At 40.1% G+C, this 16061-nt stretch carries 18 protein-coding genes; 11 read left to right on the top strand and 7 right to left on the bottom strand.

Going from position 1 to position 16061, the window contains the following annotated elements:
- Nucleotides 1-195 precede the first annotated feature (195 nt).
- Nucleotides 196-693, bottom strand: a complete 498-nt coding sequence (locus FWE23_06020) for a Clp protease N-terminal domain-containing protein (GenBank protein ID MCL2844990.1) — start codon at nt 691-693, stop codon at nt 196-198.
- Between the two features lie 207 nt (nt 694-900).
- Here FWE23_06020 and FWE23_06015 point away from each other — a divergent pair, with 207 nt between their 5' ends.
- Together FWE23_06015 and FWE23_06010 are read left to right on the top strand one after the other, a co-directional pair.
- Entirely contained in the window at nt 901-1167 is a 267-nt protein-coding gene (locus FWE23_06015; GenBank protein MCL2844989.1) for a type II toxin-antitoxin system RelB/DinJ family antitoxin, read from the top strand.
- Entirely contained in the window at nt 1160-1432 is a 273-nt protein-coding gene (locus FWE23_06010; GenBank protein MCL2844988.1) for a type II toxin-antitoxin system YafQ family toxin, read from the top strand. The genes FWE23_06015 and FWE23_06010 overlap by 8 nt, the downstream gene beginning before the upstream one ends.
- Here the strand turns inward: FWE23_06010 and FWE23_06005 are convergent.
- Nucleotides 1424-2383 (bottom strand): UbiA family prenyltransferase, encoded by a 960-nt coding sequence (locus tag FWE23_06005; GenBank protein MCL2844987.1) that lies wholly within the window; start codon nt 2381-2383, stop codon nt 1424-1426. The two genes, FWE23_06010 and FWE23_06005, sit on opposite strands and share 9 nt — an antisense overlap.
- Nucleotide 2384: 1 nt before the next feature.
- Nucleotides 2385-3380, bottom strand: coding sequence for a UbiA family prenyltransferase (locus tag FWE23_06000; protein MCL2844986.1), 996 nt, complete (start codon nt 3378-3380; stop codon nt 2385-2387).
- A 125-nt stretch (nt 3381-3505) separates the two neighbouring features.
- On the opposite strand from FWE23_06000, the gene rpsT reads away from it, so the two are divergent.
- The 5 genes from rpsT (at nt 3506) to FWE23_05975 (ending at nt 8360) form a co-directional block, all read left to right on the top strand.
- Nucleotides 3506-3766, top strand: a complete 261-nt coding sequence (rpsT, locus tag FWE23_05995) for a 30S ribosomal protein S20 (GenBank protein MCL2844985.1) — start codon at nt 3506-3508, stop codon at nt 3764-3766.
- Between the two features lie 6 nt (nt 3767-3772).
- Entirely contained in the window at nt 3773-3979 is a 207-nt protein-coding gene (locus FWE23_05990) for a hypothetical protein (GenBank protein ID MCL2844984.1), read from the top strand.
- 32 nt (nt 3980-4011) lie between these two features.
- Nucleotides 4012-5541, top strand: coding sequence for a YifB family Mg chelatase-like AAA ATPase (locus tag FWE23_05985; GenBank protein MCL2844983.1), 1530 nt, complete (start codon nt 4012-4014; stop codon nt 5539-5541).
- A 390-nt stretch (nt 5542-5931) separates the two neighbouring features.
- Nucleotides 5932-7158 carry a hypothetical protein gene (locus FWE23_05980; protein MCL2844982.1) on the top strand — a complete coding sequence of 409 codons (1227 nt, stop codon included), beginning with the start codon at nt 5932-5934 and terminating at the stop codon, nt 7156-7158.
- An 80-nt stretch (nt 7159-7238) separates the two neighbouring features.
- Complete coding sequence (locus FWE23_05975; GenBank protein ID MCL2844981.1) at nt 7239-8360, top strand: PDDEXK nuclease domain-containing protein; 1122 nt, start codon at nt 7239-7241, stop codon at nt 8358-8360.
- Between the two features lie 190 nt (nt 8361-8550).
- On the opposite strand, the gene FWE23_05970 is transcribed toward FWE23_05975, so the two are convergent.
- The 3 genes from FWE23_05970 to FWE23_05960 all read right to left on the bottom strand — a co-directional run bounded on the left by FWE23_05970 (nt 8551) and on the right by FWE23_05960 (nt 12235).
- Nucleotides 8551-9513, bottom strand: a complete 963-nt coding sequence (locus FWE23_05970) for a virulence protein RhuM/Fic/DOC family protein (protein MCL2844980.1) — start codon at nt 9511-9513, stop codon at nt 8551-8553.
- 242 nt (nt 9514-9755) lie between these two features.
- The gene (locus tag FWE23_05965) at nt 9756-11663 is read right to left on the bottom strand and encodes a hypothetical protein (GenBank protein ID MCL2844979.1); all 1908 of its coding nucleotides are present in this window, start codon (nt 11661-11663) and stop codon (nt 9756-9758) included.
- Nucleotides 11664-11680: 17 nt separating this feature from the next.
- Complete coding sequence (locus FWE23_05960) at nt 11681-12235, bottom strand: GIY-YIG nuclease family protein (protein MCL2844978.1); 555 nt, start codon at nt 12233-12235, stop codon at nt 11681-11683.
- A gap of 376 nt (nt 12236-12611) precedes the next feature.
- Between FWE23_05960 and FWE23_05955 the strand changes: the two genes are divergently transcribed.
- Together FWE23_05955 and FWE23_05950 are read left to right on the top strand one after the other, a co-directional pair.
- A complete protein-coding gene (locus tag FWE23_05955) occupies nt 12612-13532 on the top strand; it encodes an ORF6N domain-containing protein (GenBank protein MCL2844977.1) in 921 nt (306 codons plus the stop codon).
- A 239-nt stretch (nt 13533-13771) separates the two neighbouring features.
- Nucleotides 13772-14152 carry a hypothetical protein gene (locus FWE23_05950; protein ID MCL2844976.1) on the top strand — a complete coding sequence of 127 codons (381 nt, stop codon included), beginning with the start codon at nt 13772-13774 and terminating at the stop codon, nt 14150-14152.
- Nucleotides 14153-14335: 183 nt separating this feature from the next.
- Here FWE23_05950 and FWE23_05945 read toward each other — a convergent pair whose 3' ends face one another.
- Nucleotides 14336-14764 carry a hypothetical protein gene (locus FWE23_05945; protein MCL2844975.1) on the bottom strand — a complete coding sequence of 143 codons (429 nt, stop codon included), beginning with the start codon at nt 14762-14764 and terminating at the stop codon, nt 14336-14338.
- Between the two features lie 334 nt (nt 14765-15098).
- On the opposite strand from FWE23_05945, the gene FWE23_05940 reads away from it, so the two are divergent.
- Entirely contained in the window at nt 15099-15344 is a 246-nt protein-coding gene (locus tag FWE23_05940) for a hypothetical protein (GenBank protein MCL2844974.1), read from the top strand.
- A partial coding sequence (locus tag FWE23_05935) for a hypothetical protein (GenBank protein ID MCL2844973.1) occupies nt 15337-16061 on the top strand: 725 nt, incomplete at its 3' end. The genes FWE23_05940 and FWE23_05935, both read left to right, overlap by 8 nt.

Below are 16061 nucleotides of genomic sequence, written 5' to 3'. Positions count from 1 at the left end.
TTTACTGCTTTGAGAATATTACTTACAACACAAGCAAATTCATCATTATAAGTTTGATATTCAAACAAATTGCGATTTTTGTAAGGTTTCATTTTTTTTAAACGGCGACAGTATGGATCAACAGTTTCTTTCTCATCTAAATTTCGACATTAACAGCCCAATCTCTAAATTTCTTTTCTTGTTCTTCTACTGAATTCATTTCTTATCCTTCCTTATACTCAAAACTCGCCTTAATTCTGCTTCGTCGCTAATCCCTAACTCCGCCAAAACTTCCGCTGCCTCTGACTTTGTATCACGAATCATTTCTAACAACAAAAATTGCGCCGCATCCAAATTTTCGGAATAAGTGTTTATTGCACCTTCCGCTTTTCCGAGCACTAATTTAGCACGAGGAGTAAGTGGAATAATCGTGCCAGCTGTTGCAACATCAGCAACCCCCATCTCCTTTTCTGCTCTTTTGGCAACTACATTTAACAAACATTGCGCTATGGTAGGCGAAGTTGCCGTTGTGTCTTCTGCATTTTCTGCGACTTTGTCGATGTAGATTCCCAAATTTTTGAGAAACCGAGCAACTGACGAATTTTCCTCTTTGGCGATTGCCAACAAAAGATGCTCTGTTCCTACATAATCCGACTTAAGTTGCAGGGCTTCTTGCCTCGCTGTGTCGATTATTTGTTCTAAACGCTTGTTCATATTTTAACTCCTTGTTAAATTTAAGTTTTTATTGTGTTTTACCTTAATATATACCAAATGATGACAAAAAGTTGTACTTTCAAGAAAAAAGTTGCATTTTGTGTGTGTTTGTAAAAACTTATTGACAAATTGCGCGTAAGATATGTATTTTAAGTACAAAGTAGGCACTTTTTTTGCTATTGGTGTGAAATTAAAAAGGGGGACAAAATGTCTTACGTAAGTATGAATATAAGAATGAACGACGAGATTAAAAAACAGGCGCAAGAACTGTTTTCAAATCTCGGAATGGATATGACAACGGCAATAAACGTTTTTTTGCGACAAGCAATTTTACGCAACGGATTGCCATTTTCTGTAAAATATTCTAAATTAAACAGAAAAACAATTGCGGCTATTGAAGACGTAGAAAATGGAAAAAATTTAAGCCCTGTATTTAATTCGACGGAAGATGCCAAAAGGTGGTTAAATGCTTAGATTGCAAATGTCCAATCAATTCAAAAAGGACTATAAGAAAATTACAAAGCAAGGTAAAAACGTTGACGAATTGTGGGCAATTATTGAGAAATTACAAAAGCGCGAGAAACTTGACGAAAAATTCAAAGACCATTCATTGAGCGGAAACTATAAAAATAATCGCGAATGTCATATGAGTCCCGATTGGTTGTTAATTTACAAAGTTGATAATGAAAAATTGATTTTGACTGCCGTTAGAACGGGGTCGCATAGCGAGTTATTTTAGTACGGTCGCCTCCGCGGGCAAAAGCGAGGGATAGCCTACATTATAAAAAACTCTGAAATAAGCGACTGTTGCGGCAAAGACAAGTCCGCCGACAATCAGTAAAATCGGGAAAAATGCGCCGATAATCAGCATTGAAATTCCGCCGCCGACTTTGTAGCACATTTCCATAAGTTTTTGGTTTTGGGGAGCAAATGCGTGTAATATGTAAAAAACGAGCGCGACCGACGAGGCTGATAACGCGACAAAATCGCCTGCGTTAAACGCTAAAGCAACCGACAAAATTATACAGAGCATCGCGATAAAATGCGCCGTTCTTTTGCCGAAAAATACGGCGGTTGTTATTTTTCCGTTTGCTTTGTCGCCGTCGTAATCAGGCAGGGTGGAAGAAATTGAGCCGCCCGCCATCATAAAAAAGTAAGGAAGCATTGCAAATAAAAAATCAAAATGGGAGGCGAACGTCGTCCCTAAAATCCAGCCGACCGCAAAGGCGACTGTTCCGTAGCCTAAGGCGTTCGATAAAAAGTCCAAAATCGGTCGTCCCGAAAACGAAAAGGGCTTAAAGCAATATAAAACGCCTATGCCGAGCGAAAATGCGGACAAAACGGAGATTTTCGGAAAACCGCAAAAAAACGGGATTGTTATGGAAAGCAAGGCAAGAATTATCGTCCAAATCCACGCGGTTTTGTTTGAAACGCCCGCTTTTAAGAGGAGCGGGAAACCCTCGTTTGCTTCATCGACTTTTCTGTCGGCGACCTGATTTAGCACATATACCGCGGCTACCGAAAGCGAAAAAAGGAAAATTTGGGCGATTGTTTGAAAGCTTATCATTTGAAAAAAATCGTTGGTTTGCGTGGAAATTCGGTAGCCGAAAAGCGCGAAACCCCAAACAGGAACAAGAATAATGGGGCGGGTGATGAATATAAGGTCGAGTAAAAATTTTGCGGCTCTCATTTTACTCCTTGCTGAAACTCGGATATTCGTGGTTAAAGCGCATTTTGTAGTAAATTCGGCTTAAAATTACCGTGGCAAACACCAAAATTGCATAAACGGGAACAAAAATCGCTATCATTACAGATAAAATTACCACGGGATAACGGAAAGTTTTGAACGCGTTTTTGACGTCTTGCGCGATGTATAAACGGAAGAAAAGCGGAATGCAGATTGCCGCGGGAATTGCCATAATCCAAAGCGAGTGCGGGATAAAAAACGCCGTCAAAAATGAAATTACCACGCAGATTGCCGCTAAAAGCGAGGTGTTTTTTGCTCCGAATGCGACCGCGAACGTGCGCTTGCCTACGTTTTCGTCGCCTTTTATGTCCGAAATTGTGGAAGTCAAATATACCGCGCCGTTGGCAAATGCCGCCGAAAGAGCAAATAAAAATCCAACCATAGGAATTCCGAAAGGGGGCGACAAATTTACGCCGCCCGAAGTCGCGCCGATTTGCGTTGCATACCAGCCTGCGTAATATGTTAGCATTCCGTGTCCGAGCGCGTTGGCGATAAATCCGCCCCAAGGTCTGTCTTTTAGTTTGAACGGCGCGCAATTATACAAAAAACCGAGGAAAGCAGCCGTCAAAATTATGAAAACGCTTACAAGATCGAGCCAAATCCAAGCGATAACGACCGAAAACGCAAGAAGCAAAAGCGCCTGAAGCCACGCGGCGCCGACGGGAATATGACCGTTTGAGAGCAAAAAAAGCTTGTTGTTTATTTTGTCGCTTTTGCGGTCAACAATCTGATTTACTATATATATATGGCAAACAACGGCGGTGAACGCAAAAAACATTTTTACAAAAGGCGAGGCAAAATCGAACGAAAAATCGAATATTTCGCGAGGTTGCGCGGTCGTCCAACCCAAAAAGAGAATTGTCCAGACGGGAACGAGAAGCGTCGGGCGATTGAGAAAAAACAAATCAAAAACAAATATTGCAACCTTTTTTAACGGCATATTTACTCCAAAAAGAACAAATTTTATGCAAATATACTATTTTCCATTGACTTTGTGCGGAAACATATCGTATTTTACCGATGAATTTTATTTAAAAAAATCGCGAGTATTAAGGAGTATTGAAAATGCCGCAACACAAATCGAGTGAAAAAAGATTGAGACAATCTGCGAAAGCAAACGCATATAATCGCGCTGTTCGTTCGCAAATCAACACCGCCTCAAAGAAATTGGCGGCGGCTAAGGGTGAAGAAGAAGTTGCTTCGGCGCTCAGTAATGTTCATTCCGTTCTTGACAAAGCAGTCAAAACGGGCGTTATCCACAAAAACAAGGCGGCAAACCGCAAATCACGTTTGGCAATAGCGGTAAAAGCTAAAGCCGCAGGATAAGTTTTAATGGAATATGTTTTAAGCTGGCAGGCGACCGTCGCAATCTTCGCGGTTGTAATGGTCGTTATGTGGTTTTTGGGCGCGATATTCAAATGTCCGAGACCTCTTGCTATTCTTATTGCGGCGGGAATTGCCGTTGCAGTAAAACACTATTGGTGGTTTATTGACGCTAAACTAAAAGACTGGGCGCGCTTTATGGGACTTGACGTGTAATTTTTACGCGTTTCGTTGTATTTTACTTTATTATGCTCGCACATTTACGCAGTATCGCACTACAGGGAATTGACGCTTACGAGGTGGTTATCGAGTCCGATATTACCGAAGCGCTTCCGTCTTTCGCTATTGTAGGACTTCCCGACGGCGCCGTTAAAGAGAGCCGCGAAAGGGTAATGTCCGCAATAAAAAACAGCGGTTTTGAATTTCCCGCCCGTAAAATCACAATAAATATGGCGCCTGCCGACATCAAAAAAGAGGGAAGCGCCTACGATTTACCCATTGCTTTGGGCATTTTAATTTCCACAAGACAGATAGAAAACCGAAACAAAGACATTTGCATTATAGGCGAATTGGCTTTGGACGGCTCGCTTCGTCCGATAAAAGGCGTTTTGCCGATAGCTCTTTCCGCGCGAAAACATAATTTTTCGGCTATTATTGTTCCCAAGGAAAACGCCAAAGAAGCAGCCGTCGCGCAAGGTTTGCCCGTATTTGGCGCGCAAACGCTCAAAGATGCGATAGATATTATAGAAGACAACAGCGAAATTGAACCCGAAACCTGTGATATTAACAAGCTTTTCAGCGAAAATCAAAACTTTGCCTTGGATTTTATAGACGTAAAAGGACAAATCGTCGCAAAAAAAGCGCTCTTGGTAGCGGCTTCGGGCGGACATAATATGCTTATGATAGGACCTCCCGGAAGCGGAAAAACGATGATTGCCAAACGAATACCGTCAATTCTGCCGCCGCTTTCCCTCGACGAAGCCTTAGAAACAACCATAATTCACTCAATCGCGGGAAAATTGCCGCGAAATATGCCGTTAATAACGGCGCGCCCGTTTCGCTCGCCTCATCATACAGTTTCGGACGCGGGACTTATAGGCGGCGGAACATATCCGCGACCGGGCGAAATAAGTTTGAGCCATCACGGCGTTTTGTTTTTGGACGAACTTCCCGAATTTGATAAAAACGTGCTCGAAAACCTCCGTCAGCCGCTGGAAAACAAGAATGTCGTAATAAGCAGGGCTGCCCAATCGCTGTCTTTTCCCGCGGATTTTATGCTTGTAGCGGCAATGAACCCCTGCCCTTGCGGACATTTGGGCAACGAAAATCACGCCTGCACTTGCACCAAGCAGAAAATCAGAAACTATATATCCAAACTTTCGGGTCCGCTTTTAGACAGAATAGACATTCACGTCCGCGCCGCCGCGCTTCCGTACGAAGATTTGGCAAAAACGAGCGGTACTCAATCGTCCGCCGAAATGCGAGAAAAAGTGATACGCGCAAGAGAAATCCAGCAAAAACGCTTCGCCGACCGAAAAGGAATTTACTGCAACGCAAATATGGAGTCAAAAGACATAAGAGCATACTGCATTCTCGAAGACGGCTGTGAAGAAGTCCTCAAAAAAGCAATAGACCGCCTCGGATTATCGGCGCGCGCCTACGACCGAGTCCTAAAAGTATCGCGAACAATCGCCGACCTGAAAGGCAACGAGTTGATTTCCAAAGCGGATATCACCGAGGCTATTCAGTATCGGAGTTTAGATAGGGCGGTGGTTTAAAATTTTTGCAAATGCGGAAAACCGTTATTTACATTCGGGGCAATTCCCAAAATGTCTGTAAAATAAAGAATATTCACAAAAAAACAAATAATTCTCTTTTTTCGCGTTGAAATATAGTATTTTTCCCATAGCGAAAACCACAGCGACCATAAATTGGTTGTTGTTTGTCGTTGCAGAAATGCGCGATTTTTTTATTTTTGTACTATCAAAGAGGTGTCGCGCACGTCTGTGCTGCCTCTCCTCTTTGATAGTATGTAATCAACAATCAATAGGGCTGTTGTGGTTTTCGCGAATGATAATAGTTCGGCGGCACAGACCTTTTGAGCTCAATCGGAACTGTTTTGTTTGGACTTGTAATTTGACTTTTTTTATTTTACGGGAGGTTGCTTTATGAAACAAGCAGTAATATTATGCGTTTTTATGGTTTTAGTGTTGCCTATTACGGCATTGGGTCAAGTTCGAACGTTCGTTAAAGAACATACCTTAACAATGAGCGACGACGACAGCAGAAACTCGGTGCGGGCAAGAGCGCAAGAGCAATTGCGCACAATGATTTTATCAGAAGTCGGTAGTTTTGTGCAGTCAAACCGTTCGTCAGCTATGACTATTTCGGGCGGCAATGTCGAAGATATTTATAGGGAAGCGGTAAATATAAGCACGCAAGGCAGAGTGAGTTTGAGAGTTCTTGACGAGAGGTTTGAGGGACCCACTTATTGGGTAAGAGCAGAAATGAGAGTTGATGTCGGAGAGATAAATCGTAATTTAGAAAGAAAACAGAGAGAAGTAGAAGAATCTGAACGCAGAAGACGACTTGATGCGGAAAACGCCGAAAGAACAAGGCGACAAAATGATGAGGCTGTCGCTCGACTTCGCTCACAAATAGAAATCTCTCAAAAACAGGTCAGCGAATTAGAAGCAAGAGAAGCGGAGGCTCAAACAAGAAGAGGCGTTGCGACAGCAAGCGCAAGTCGTGCAAAAGAGGCAATGGATAAAGCTCAGAACGACCACAGAGAAGCAGTTGCATTATTGGGCGCCAATCCTGCAAGCCAACCTGCTCAAAGAATGGTAAATATAACTCTTGAAGATTTTAACTCTGCAAGAAGAACACACGCCGAAGAAGAGGCAAAAGCAAATACTGCTGAAAACGTGTGGAGAACTGCCGATACCGATTTGAGAAGAGAAAGGGAGCATTTAGAGGGGCTTCGTAATCAATTAAGACAGTTAAACGCAGGCACAATTTCGGCGGAATCGGTAAATACTCAGCGTTCTTCGGCAAGAAACACAACTTTGTCAGAATTGAGCGACACTCGAAAGCAGTCGCACAAAACCGAAATAATATTGAATGCCGAAAAATTCACAAGAAGGAGAAACGCAGGCATCGCATTAATGGCGGGTGGTTTTAGTTTCGGTATTATAGGTGTGGCTCTTACGACAAGTGATCAATTCGCGTTAGGAGCTTTGTTTGGAGTGCCAGGGTGGCATGCATTAGCTGCCGGTATTCCTATTTATATTACGGGGCAAGTAGGGTGCAACAGAAGCAAAAGAGCCGAAAGAATGATGGCGCCGTCTTCTGCTTTTATTATTCCGAATGGTGCGCAATTTGTTTGGAATTTTTAAGTAATTTTGCAAGGAGCGTATGAGAGGCGCGTTCTTTCTTGGTGGCAAAACGTATTTTTGCTTACAAAAAAGGAGAAAAAATGCAAATAAGCAACGATTACAAGCAATGGCTGATAGACCTAAAAGGTCGAATTCGGCAAAGTCAGATAAAGGCGGCGATAAAAGTAAATACCGAACTTTTACGTCTGTATTGGGATTTAGGGCAAGATATTGTCGCCCGACAAATGGAAACATCTTGGGGAAGCGGCTTTTTTGAGCAGTTGAGCAAAGATTTGAGAAGCGAATTTCCTGATATGAGCGGATTTTCGGTGGTTAATTTAACTTATTGTAAACGATTTTATTTGTTTTACGGTCAGGCAGTCCCAAAACTTCAACAAGTTGTTGAAGAAATTCCGCAACAACTTGCGGCGGGCTTACAAGTATCTGAAAACAAAGGAGATATAATTCGCCAACAAGCTACTGGCGAATTGTACAACCACCCAATTTTCCAAATTCCTTGGGGACACCACATACAACTTTTTTCCAAATGCAAATCCGTAAAAGAGGCGTTGTTTTACATCAAAAAAACCATAGAAAACAATTGGAGTAGGGACGTTTTGGCATTGCAGATAAAATCGGATTTATACACAAGACAGGGTAAGGCGATTTCTAATTTTGTCAATACATTGCCTGCGCCAAACTCAGACCTTGCACAACAAACGCTGAAAGACCCATACATTTTCGATTTTTTACAACTTGCAGAGAATTACAAAGAACGAGATGTAGAAATCCAACTCACTAATCACATTACCAAATTTCTGCTTGAATTAGGCAAAGGTTTTGCGTTTGTCGGCAGGCAGTATCCTCTCCAATTGAACGAAAAAGAATATTTCGTCGATTTGCTTTTTTATCATATACCTATGCAATGCTATGTGGTGATTGAATTGAAAAACAAAGATTTTCAGCCAGAATTTGCAGGTAAACTCAATTTTTATTTGACGCTTGTTGATAAAACAATAAAACGCCAATCTGAAAATCCGACTATCGGCATAATGATGTGTCGCGGAAAAGATAATTTGGAAGTAGAATACGCCTTGCAAGATATACACAAACCGATTGGCGTAAGCGAATTCAATTTGGAGAAAATATTGCCCGATAATCTGAAAAGCAGTTTGCCGAGTATCGAGGAGTTGGAGGAGGAATTGAGGAAGATGGGAAGTTGAGACGACAAAAAACAGCAAAAAAAGGGGAAATGCGAATTCATTTTTTCTGCGGAATGCCAAAAAGCACCAATGAAAAGCCGGGGGCTATTCCGACATTTCATCGTTTTCTGCATCGGGAAAATACTTTTTATTTGTGGTGGTTTACGAGATTATTTTGTTTTTGGTGAAAATAGTTGGAAATTGACGTATCTCAAACAGAAGAATTCAAGAAATTCATAACCAGATTGCACATAATTTCTTTTTCTTCCGGTTTCGACAGCGCGAGCATCAAAGTCATTGCCGCCAAAGTATTATTATCTATAAGCAAGTTGTTGTTTTTATCTTTCAGCGCGTTATTCTTATCTAAAAAATACACAAACAACGCCGCAGCAATTCGTTTGTTTCCGTCTGTAAAAGAATGGTTTTTTACTACAAAATACAATAAATTAGCCGCTTTTTCCTGAATGCTCGGATATAACTCCCGCCCGTTAAATGTTTGATAAATCGCTCCAAGCGTTGCCTTAAACGATTGGTCTTTTTCGTTTCCGAAAAGCGAGCTTTCTTTTCCGAATTTCATACTGTTTACAAAGTTTTTCGCTTCGTCGTATTTTAATTGCCAATTACCGTTTGTTTCGGATTTTGGCTTTTGCAAACATTGATGGTCATATTGGTCGAGCAAATCCAAGCCGTGAGAGAAATCCTGCAATATTTTAGCAACACCGCAAACTTCGGGAATATCGCTTCTTGAAATAATTTGCAATGCCTTGTTTAATTGCTCAAGCCGTTTGTCGTTTGTTGCAACTCCTTTTAATAGATAATCTTTGAGAACTTTGTTTGCCCATTTTCTAAAGATTGTTGCATTTCTTGAGTTAACTCTATAGCCGACGGAAAGCACTGCGTCGAGATTATAAATCTTTGTTTGAACGGTTTGTGTTTTGTTGGGCATAGCACCGTGTTGAGTGGTATGTTCCATTTTGGAACTAACCACTTTTTCGTCCAACTCTCCTTCATTAAAAATATTTTTCAAATGCTTTGTTATCGCTTGGCGTTTTGTTCCAAACAACTCGGCGATTTGCGCTTGTGTTGCCCAAATCGTATCGTTACGAAAATCCGCCGAAAGAGATATGTCGCCGCTTTCGCCTTGATAAATTACTATTTCCTGTTTTTCTGTCATTTTTTTCCTTTTGATATTATGAAAAATACGTTTTGTTTTCGGTGGTTTTCGGAAGTATTTTATTTTTGGTGAATTTTTGTGTTTTTGTTAGATTTTTTCATTTCGACTGTTGTTTACATTCAGGGCGATATTCCGGTATATTTACAAAATCCCAATTTACAAAAGTGTTTGGAATTAAGAAAATAAATAAATTTATAGCAAAAGCGAAAAATAAGGGCGTATGACAATACGCCCTTGTTGTTTTATTTCTGCGGGAAATTTTCAGGTGCGGTATCGAAAATTCCGAAGCCCAAAAAGCCGTGTTGCGGGCTTATCATCGCGGAAGAGTTAAATGTGGTAGAATGCCATCTGTTTCTGATGGTTTCATTTCTATTCAATTCCCAAGAATAAACTCTGTGTTCCATACCGTTTTGGTCGGTTATATAACAGTCAATAAATTTGGCGTTGCGCTTGAAAATCACACTTCTGCCTTGAATTTCGTAGGTGCCCAAAGGGATTGGAAATGCGCGATTATTTTCAAACCTAACGATTTGATTATCAGATGTTCTGAACAGCAAATCCCAACCGTTTGCACGCCTAATTCTATTTGCCCACGTTTGCCTTATTTGTTGGGTGGCTTGTTGCTGTTGCGCTAAAACCTCTTCTTCGCTAAATCCTTGAGCATCAAAAAGTCCGTGCCATTCAGGTTTTAACGGCGCCATTAAAGTCATTTTTCTGATTGTGTAATATCTGTACCCAGCACCATCCCGTGCAAACGGCGCTTCTATTCTGAAGACAAGAACATTATCATAATATATGTTCCATATATCTTGAACATTTTCAATGCGGAATTTGACATCGAAATTAACCTCTATCCCTGTAGATAGCCATCCTTCTTTTCCGACTGCCAAATTCAAATCACCGAACCCTCCCCGGTAAATTGTTAATCTCCTTATATCATTTTTAGGAAATTTCTCAATCCAAAGTTCAACCTTTTCCATTGCCATTTTAGCCTTTTCTGCCTTTTCTTTTTCTCGTTTATCCGAAATTTCTCTTGCCAAATCTCCAAAATTATGCACCAAACTTCTTGCGCTTGAGTTATCTTTCCACAACGCGCTTCCACTAAATGATAATTCTGTTGCGCCTTGCGGTCTCGGAAAATTTATATCAAACCTTTTGGTCGTATCTGTTTTGTTGACAACCGTTATTCTTGCAGGATACAAAAAATACTCCTTAACCCAAACATCTGCAGGATTTATGCTCAAAAAATGCCCGTTTTGCCTTAATGCTTGCGCTTCTGCAGGTGGCACCGACACGGTAGCGGTAGTAGGTGCGGCATTAGCGGCTTGTCTAGTATTTCTGCCTGCCCACCCCCAGTTTACAGCAAATACGCCTTTGTCTGCATTGTAATTTCCAAGCCAAAATCGAAGCCCGTCAATATTGATTACAGGCACAACATTTCCATTTTCGTCCGTCGCTTCACCGATATTAAAACTTTCCTTAACAATAGTATCGGTTGCCAAAAGTGCCCATTTTCTGAAATAATGCTCCGTGCTGTCTCTGTAAAAATTACTAAGCCGTTCATTAAATGCTTCGGTCGTCTCAAATTCTCCTCTTTGCGGAGTTATTTTAGGAAGAAATTGCTTTGCACTATTAGGCATTGGGAAGAGGCTCCATTCATTGTAAAGCACTCTATGGATAAATCTTTCACTAAATGCTTGTTGTCTAAGCAGTTCCTGATGTTGTTGCTGGGCTTGCCTTTGTGTTTCGGCAGCATTTCTTCTTGCGGCGCGCTCGGCTTCGTTCATTAAACTTTCAGCCGCTCTCAAATCTGCGTTAAGTTTTTCAAGTCCAACTACTTGCGCTCCTGTGACTAAATCCAATTGATTTATACCTCTGATTTGCCTAACCAATCCGCTTATTCTTTGCGCTTTATCTCTCGTGTTTGACATAGCCAAAATTTCTCTGTAAACAGTCATTCTTTGTTCTGTTATACCAACGCCCCTGTCTAAATCACCTCTATTTCTAAACAGATGATAGTTGCGTAAATTTTGATTTAAAAACTGAATTTCCAAATCCATAACTCTTCTCTCATAGGCAGTCAATCCCTGAGCAAACACACCAACAAACATTACCAAAACTGCGCATAGCGCAAAAATCATTCTTTTCATAAAAAGATACCCCTTTCTTATTTCGCTCCGAATTTTCCGAGCATTGGTTTTAATTGTTTCCATATTCCGTTCTCCAAATTTTGCAAAACTTCTTGATCTGCATCAACTTTGAAGTAATAACAAGTAATTTTCGTTTCTTCAGGTAGCCATTCTGAAAATCGGATTGCGTAAGTGCTTTTACTTGCCTTTCCGAGATGTTCTGCAATGCGCTTGCTGAAATCTGACGAACTGCCGACATAAATACAATGATTTAGTTCGTTTTTTTTATTAAATTTTGCAAAATGGCATTCGCATTTTTCTTGATTTTTGGCTCTGTTAAATTCTTTAGCCAAACCACTAACATCATCTGCAAAAAACAAGTAAATATACTTTTCATTTTTCTGCAGATTTTTTTCTTTAATTAAGCAATCTATTTTATCTTCTGATAAAATATCGCTTTTGTTGAATTCAAATTGCGCCAAATCTTTTTTGGCTAATTCGAGCGCACTCATATCATCAATTACTTTTTTCAACACAGAAATTTCTTTGTTTTTCCCCTTGTTGAACTCTGCGACAACATCGTCTTTAGTCATACAACCGCCTTTCCACCGTTTCTTTACGGCAAATGTCAAATTTTTAAGCAAAAAACAGCGGAAAGGCTGTCCTGCCCACAATTCAGTTTTTTGCGGAAAACGATGAATTTTCACCTGTTCTTAGATTGAATAAACACAAGGCATATAAGACAGAACAACCGGCAAGGGAAGTTCACGCGTTGTGTTTATTTACACAAAATAAAAAAATCAAAGAACATCAATGAAAAGTCAGATATTATTCCGACATTTCATCGTTTTCCGCAGTAGTAAAATACTTTATTTCTGAGATGGTTTCCGAGATTATTTTGGTTTTGGTGAAATTTGTAAATTTGTTCTAAACGCAAAACGTATTTTTGCTTACAAAAAAGGAGAAAAAATGCCTAATTCAATAGAATTGTATTCAAACGAAATAGAAAACCGAATTTTCACAATTCGCGGTTTGCAGGTGATGATTGACAGGGACTTGGCTGAGTTGTACGGCGTAGAAGTCAAAAGGTTAAACGAACAGGTAAAAAGAAACATAGCGCGCTTCCCCGATAATTTTCGCTTTCAATTGGATATTACGGAATTCAACGAACTGGTCGCAATTTGCGACCGGTTCAAAACTCTTAAGCATTCTTCCGTAAAACCGCATGCTTTTACTGAGGCGGGCGTAGCAATGCTTTCGGCGGTATTGAATACACCAATAGCAGTGCAGGTAAGCGTACGAATCATAAACGCATTCGTCGCAATGCGCAAAACCTTAACGCAAATCGGCGGCTTTATTCAACGCCTCGAAAACGTGGAACTAAAACAACTGGAAACCACCCAAAACATAGACAAAATATTTGCCGCGCTGGAAAGCAGAGACGTTATTCCAAAAAGCGGAGTTTTCTTTGAGGGAGAGGTCTTTGACGCTTATGTTTTGATGTGCCAAATCGTAAAAACGGCGCAAAAATCCATAATTTTGATAGACAATTATATAAATGAATCCACATTGACAATATTTTCCAAGAGAACAGAAAATGTAAAAGTTATGCTTTTTACAAAAGAAATATCAAAACAGTTAAAATTAGACATAGAACGATTTAACGAACAATATCCGCCGATAAAAGCAAAAGAATTCGACCTCAGCCATGACAGATTTTTGATAGTCGATGACAAAGAAGTTTATCATTGGGGCGCAAGTTTGAAAGATAGTGGCAAAAAATGGTTTGCCTTTTCAAAAATGGATTTGGACGGATTAGCGGTTTTAGAAAAAATCAGGGAATGGGAAGATGTAGAATCTAAGAGAGAAGAGAAAAGGCAGGAGATGTGATGTACGGGCAAATAATCTTTCGACCTCTAATTCGTTATGAATGCCTTTGTAATTTATTCCTTTTTCTTTGTTCGGAAAAATACTAAATTTGCTTATAAATACGGAAAACCATTGTTTGTGCTATCGTTTATTCCCCAAAGATTCTCGAGATTATTTTGGTTTTGGTGTTTTTTTATTCTTTGGCATTTAGTATTTTTACACCGGAGAGTTTATTGTAAAATAAAAAAAAGGAGAAAGTTATGGGAACAAAAGTAGTGCTGAGCGTTTTGTCGGTGCTTGCAACGGTTGGTTTTATTGCTCTTTTGATGTGGGGAATCCCGACGTATTCTGTGTGGTCGGCTGAAATGAGGGGAACTGCGGAATTGCGCCGCGCCGAAATGAACAGAAACATAATTATCGCAGAAGCGGAAGCGCGCCTTGCTGCCGAAAAATTAAACGCCGAAGCAGAAGTTGCCAGAGCGCAAGGCGCAGCAAAAGCAATGTATGCGGTTCAGGAATCGCTGTCAGAAACATATATTCGTTATCTTTGGGTGCGGACTATGTCAGGAAATCAAAACATTGTTTACATCCCGACAGAAGCCGGACTCCCTATTTTGGAAATTGGCAGAATGCGTCATTGAGAGGCGAAGGAATGCTGTTTTCTGCTCGGGAAGCCGGGTCGGGAGAGTATAAAGTTGCCGACATCTTATTAGTTAGTAAAAGCAGAAAGAAACCTTTCTGATTTTACTCTTTTGTGATGGTGTTTCGCAGAGAGAGATAGACAAGGTTATCTCTCTCTGCCTTTTGAATTATTGTTATACACCTTATTTTTTCGCCAGAGCGCTGATAAATGGTATTACACTAACTGCAATACCTGCAAAAATTAACAGATACAAACCGTTGCTAAGAAAAGTGAAAGGAGCAAATTTATTTTCGATCGCAATTATAAGCAATATTCCAATAATCGCGTTAATTATTCCAATGCTTATTGATAAAAACTTAATTTTGCCCAGCGGCTCTGCTATCTTTCCTGAAAAAGCAATTGCTATGGATATAGCGAAAATACACAGGGTAAACCACCCCGCACCTATCATTTGCAACTGGTAAAAGATTTCCCAATCTGTCAATTCATACAATCCAAATTCTTCATGTGTGCCATTGGCTGAAAATCCCATCGCGCTTCTCCAAGGCAAAAATGTTGCCAACATACCGAGCCCACCGGCTATTATAAGGGCTATTCTTTGTTTGTGCATACAAACCTCCTAAAAGTTAATAAATTAAAGCAAAAACAACGAAAGGTTGCCCTGCCATTACATAGTTTTTGCAACAAAACATGAATTCATCCGCGTTAACCAAATAAGCATTGATAAGCAGAACAACCAGTGAGGAAGTTCTCGCTTATTGGTTAACAATAAAATCAAAGAACACAGATGAAAAACAAAGAGATAAATCTTTGCAATTCATGTTTTGTTGCGGAGAGAAAATACTTTTTATTTTGGGTAGTTTACTGAATTATTTTGTTTTTGGTGAAAATTCTTAAATTTCTTTGCAATGGCAAAACGTATATTGATATAAAAAGGAGGTAAAATGTTTGTATATAACGACGACGAGCGAATAATAAACACTCCCCGATACGAAGAATATCAACGCCTTTTTTCGGAGGCGGGAAAATTGGCTGTCGCCGAGAATAAACGACTGGGAATTCCGCTGAGTTATGTGGAAAACGGCTGCGTTGTCAGAGAATATGCTGATGGTCGCAAAGAAATTTTGGGCGATGCTATACCTGATATAGTATATACAGGTCCTCGAATAATTGAGATACCAAATGCATAAAACAAAACGTCTCAGAATAATTGCAGGTCCTAATGGGTCGGGAAAATCCACGCTTTATGAATACCTCGTAAAGACCCATACTTTTAACGATTACTATTTTATTAATGCTGACGTTATAACAAAAGACCTTGCAGATTTTTTGAATTTGGCGTATTACCCTATCAATTTTTCAAAAGACGAGTTTCTTAAATTTGTAGAAAAATCCTCGTTTCAAGATAAGATACCGTTCAAAATAGCGGACAAACTTAGCATTGAAAAGACGATCGTTTCTTTTACAGACAAAGATTTCGCAGAAATTTCTTATGTTTCCGCCTGTTTGTCTGAATTTTTGCGCCACAAAATGATATTAGATTCCGAATCATCATTTGCCTTTGAAACGGTGTTTTCTCATCCGTCAAAATTAGATGAAATCCGTTTTGCAAAAGAGAATGGATACAAAATATATCTGTATTTCATAGCGACAAACACACCGTTGTTGAACATTGAACGCGTAAACACAAGAAGTGCGAAAGGCGGGCATTCAGTTCCACCTGAGAAAATAGAGGAGCGTTATTATCGTTCTCTCGACAATGCTTATGAAGCAATGTTGCTTGCCGACAGAGCGTTTTTCTTTGACAATACCATAACGGACGTAAAAAGCGAATATTCATTTTTTGCGGAGAAAACCGATAATAATTTATACATAAAAGACGGCGCAAATGTCCCTTGGTGGTTTGG

The sequence above is a fragment of the Chitinivibrionia bacterium genome, from assembly GCA_009779925.1.
GTDB lineage: Bacteria > Fibrobacterota > Chitinivibrionia > Chitinivibrionales > Chitinivibrionaceae > WRFX01.
The sequence above is the reverse complement of the archived record's forward strand: the minus strand, read 5'-3'. Positions and strand labels throughout refer to the sequence as shown.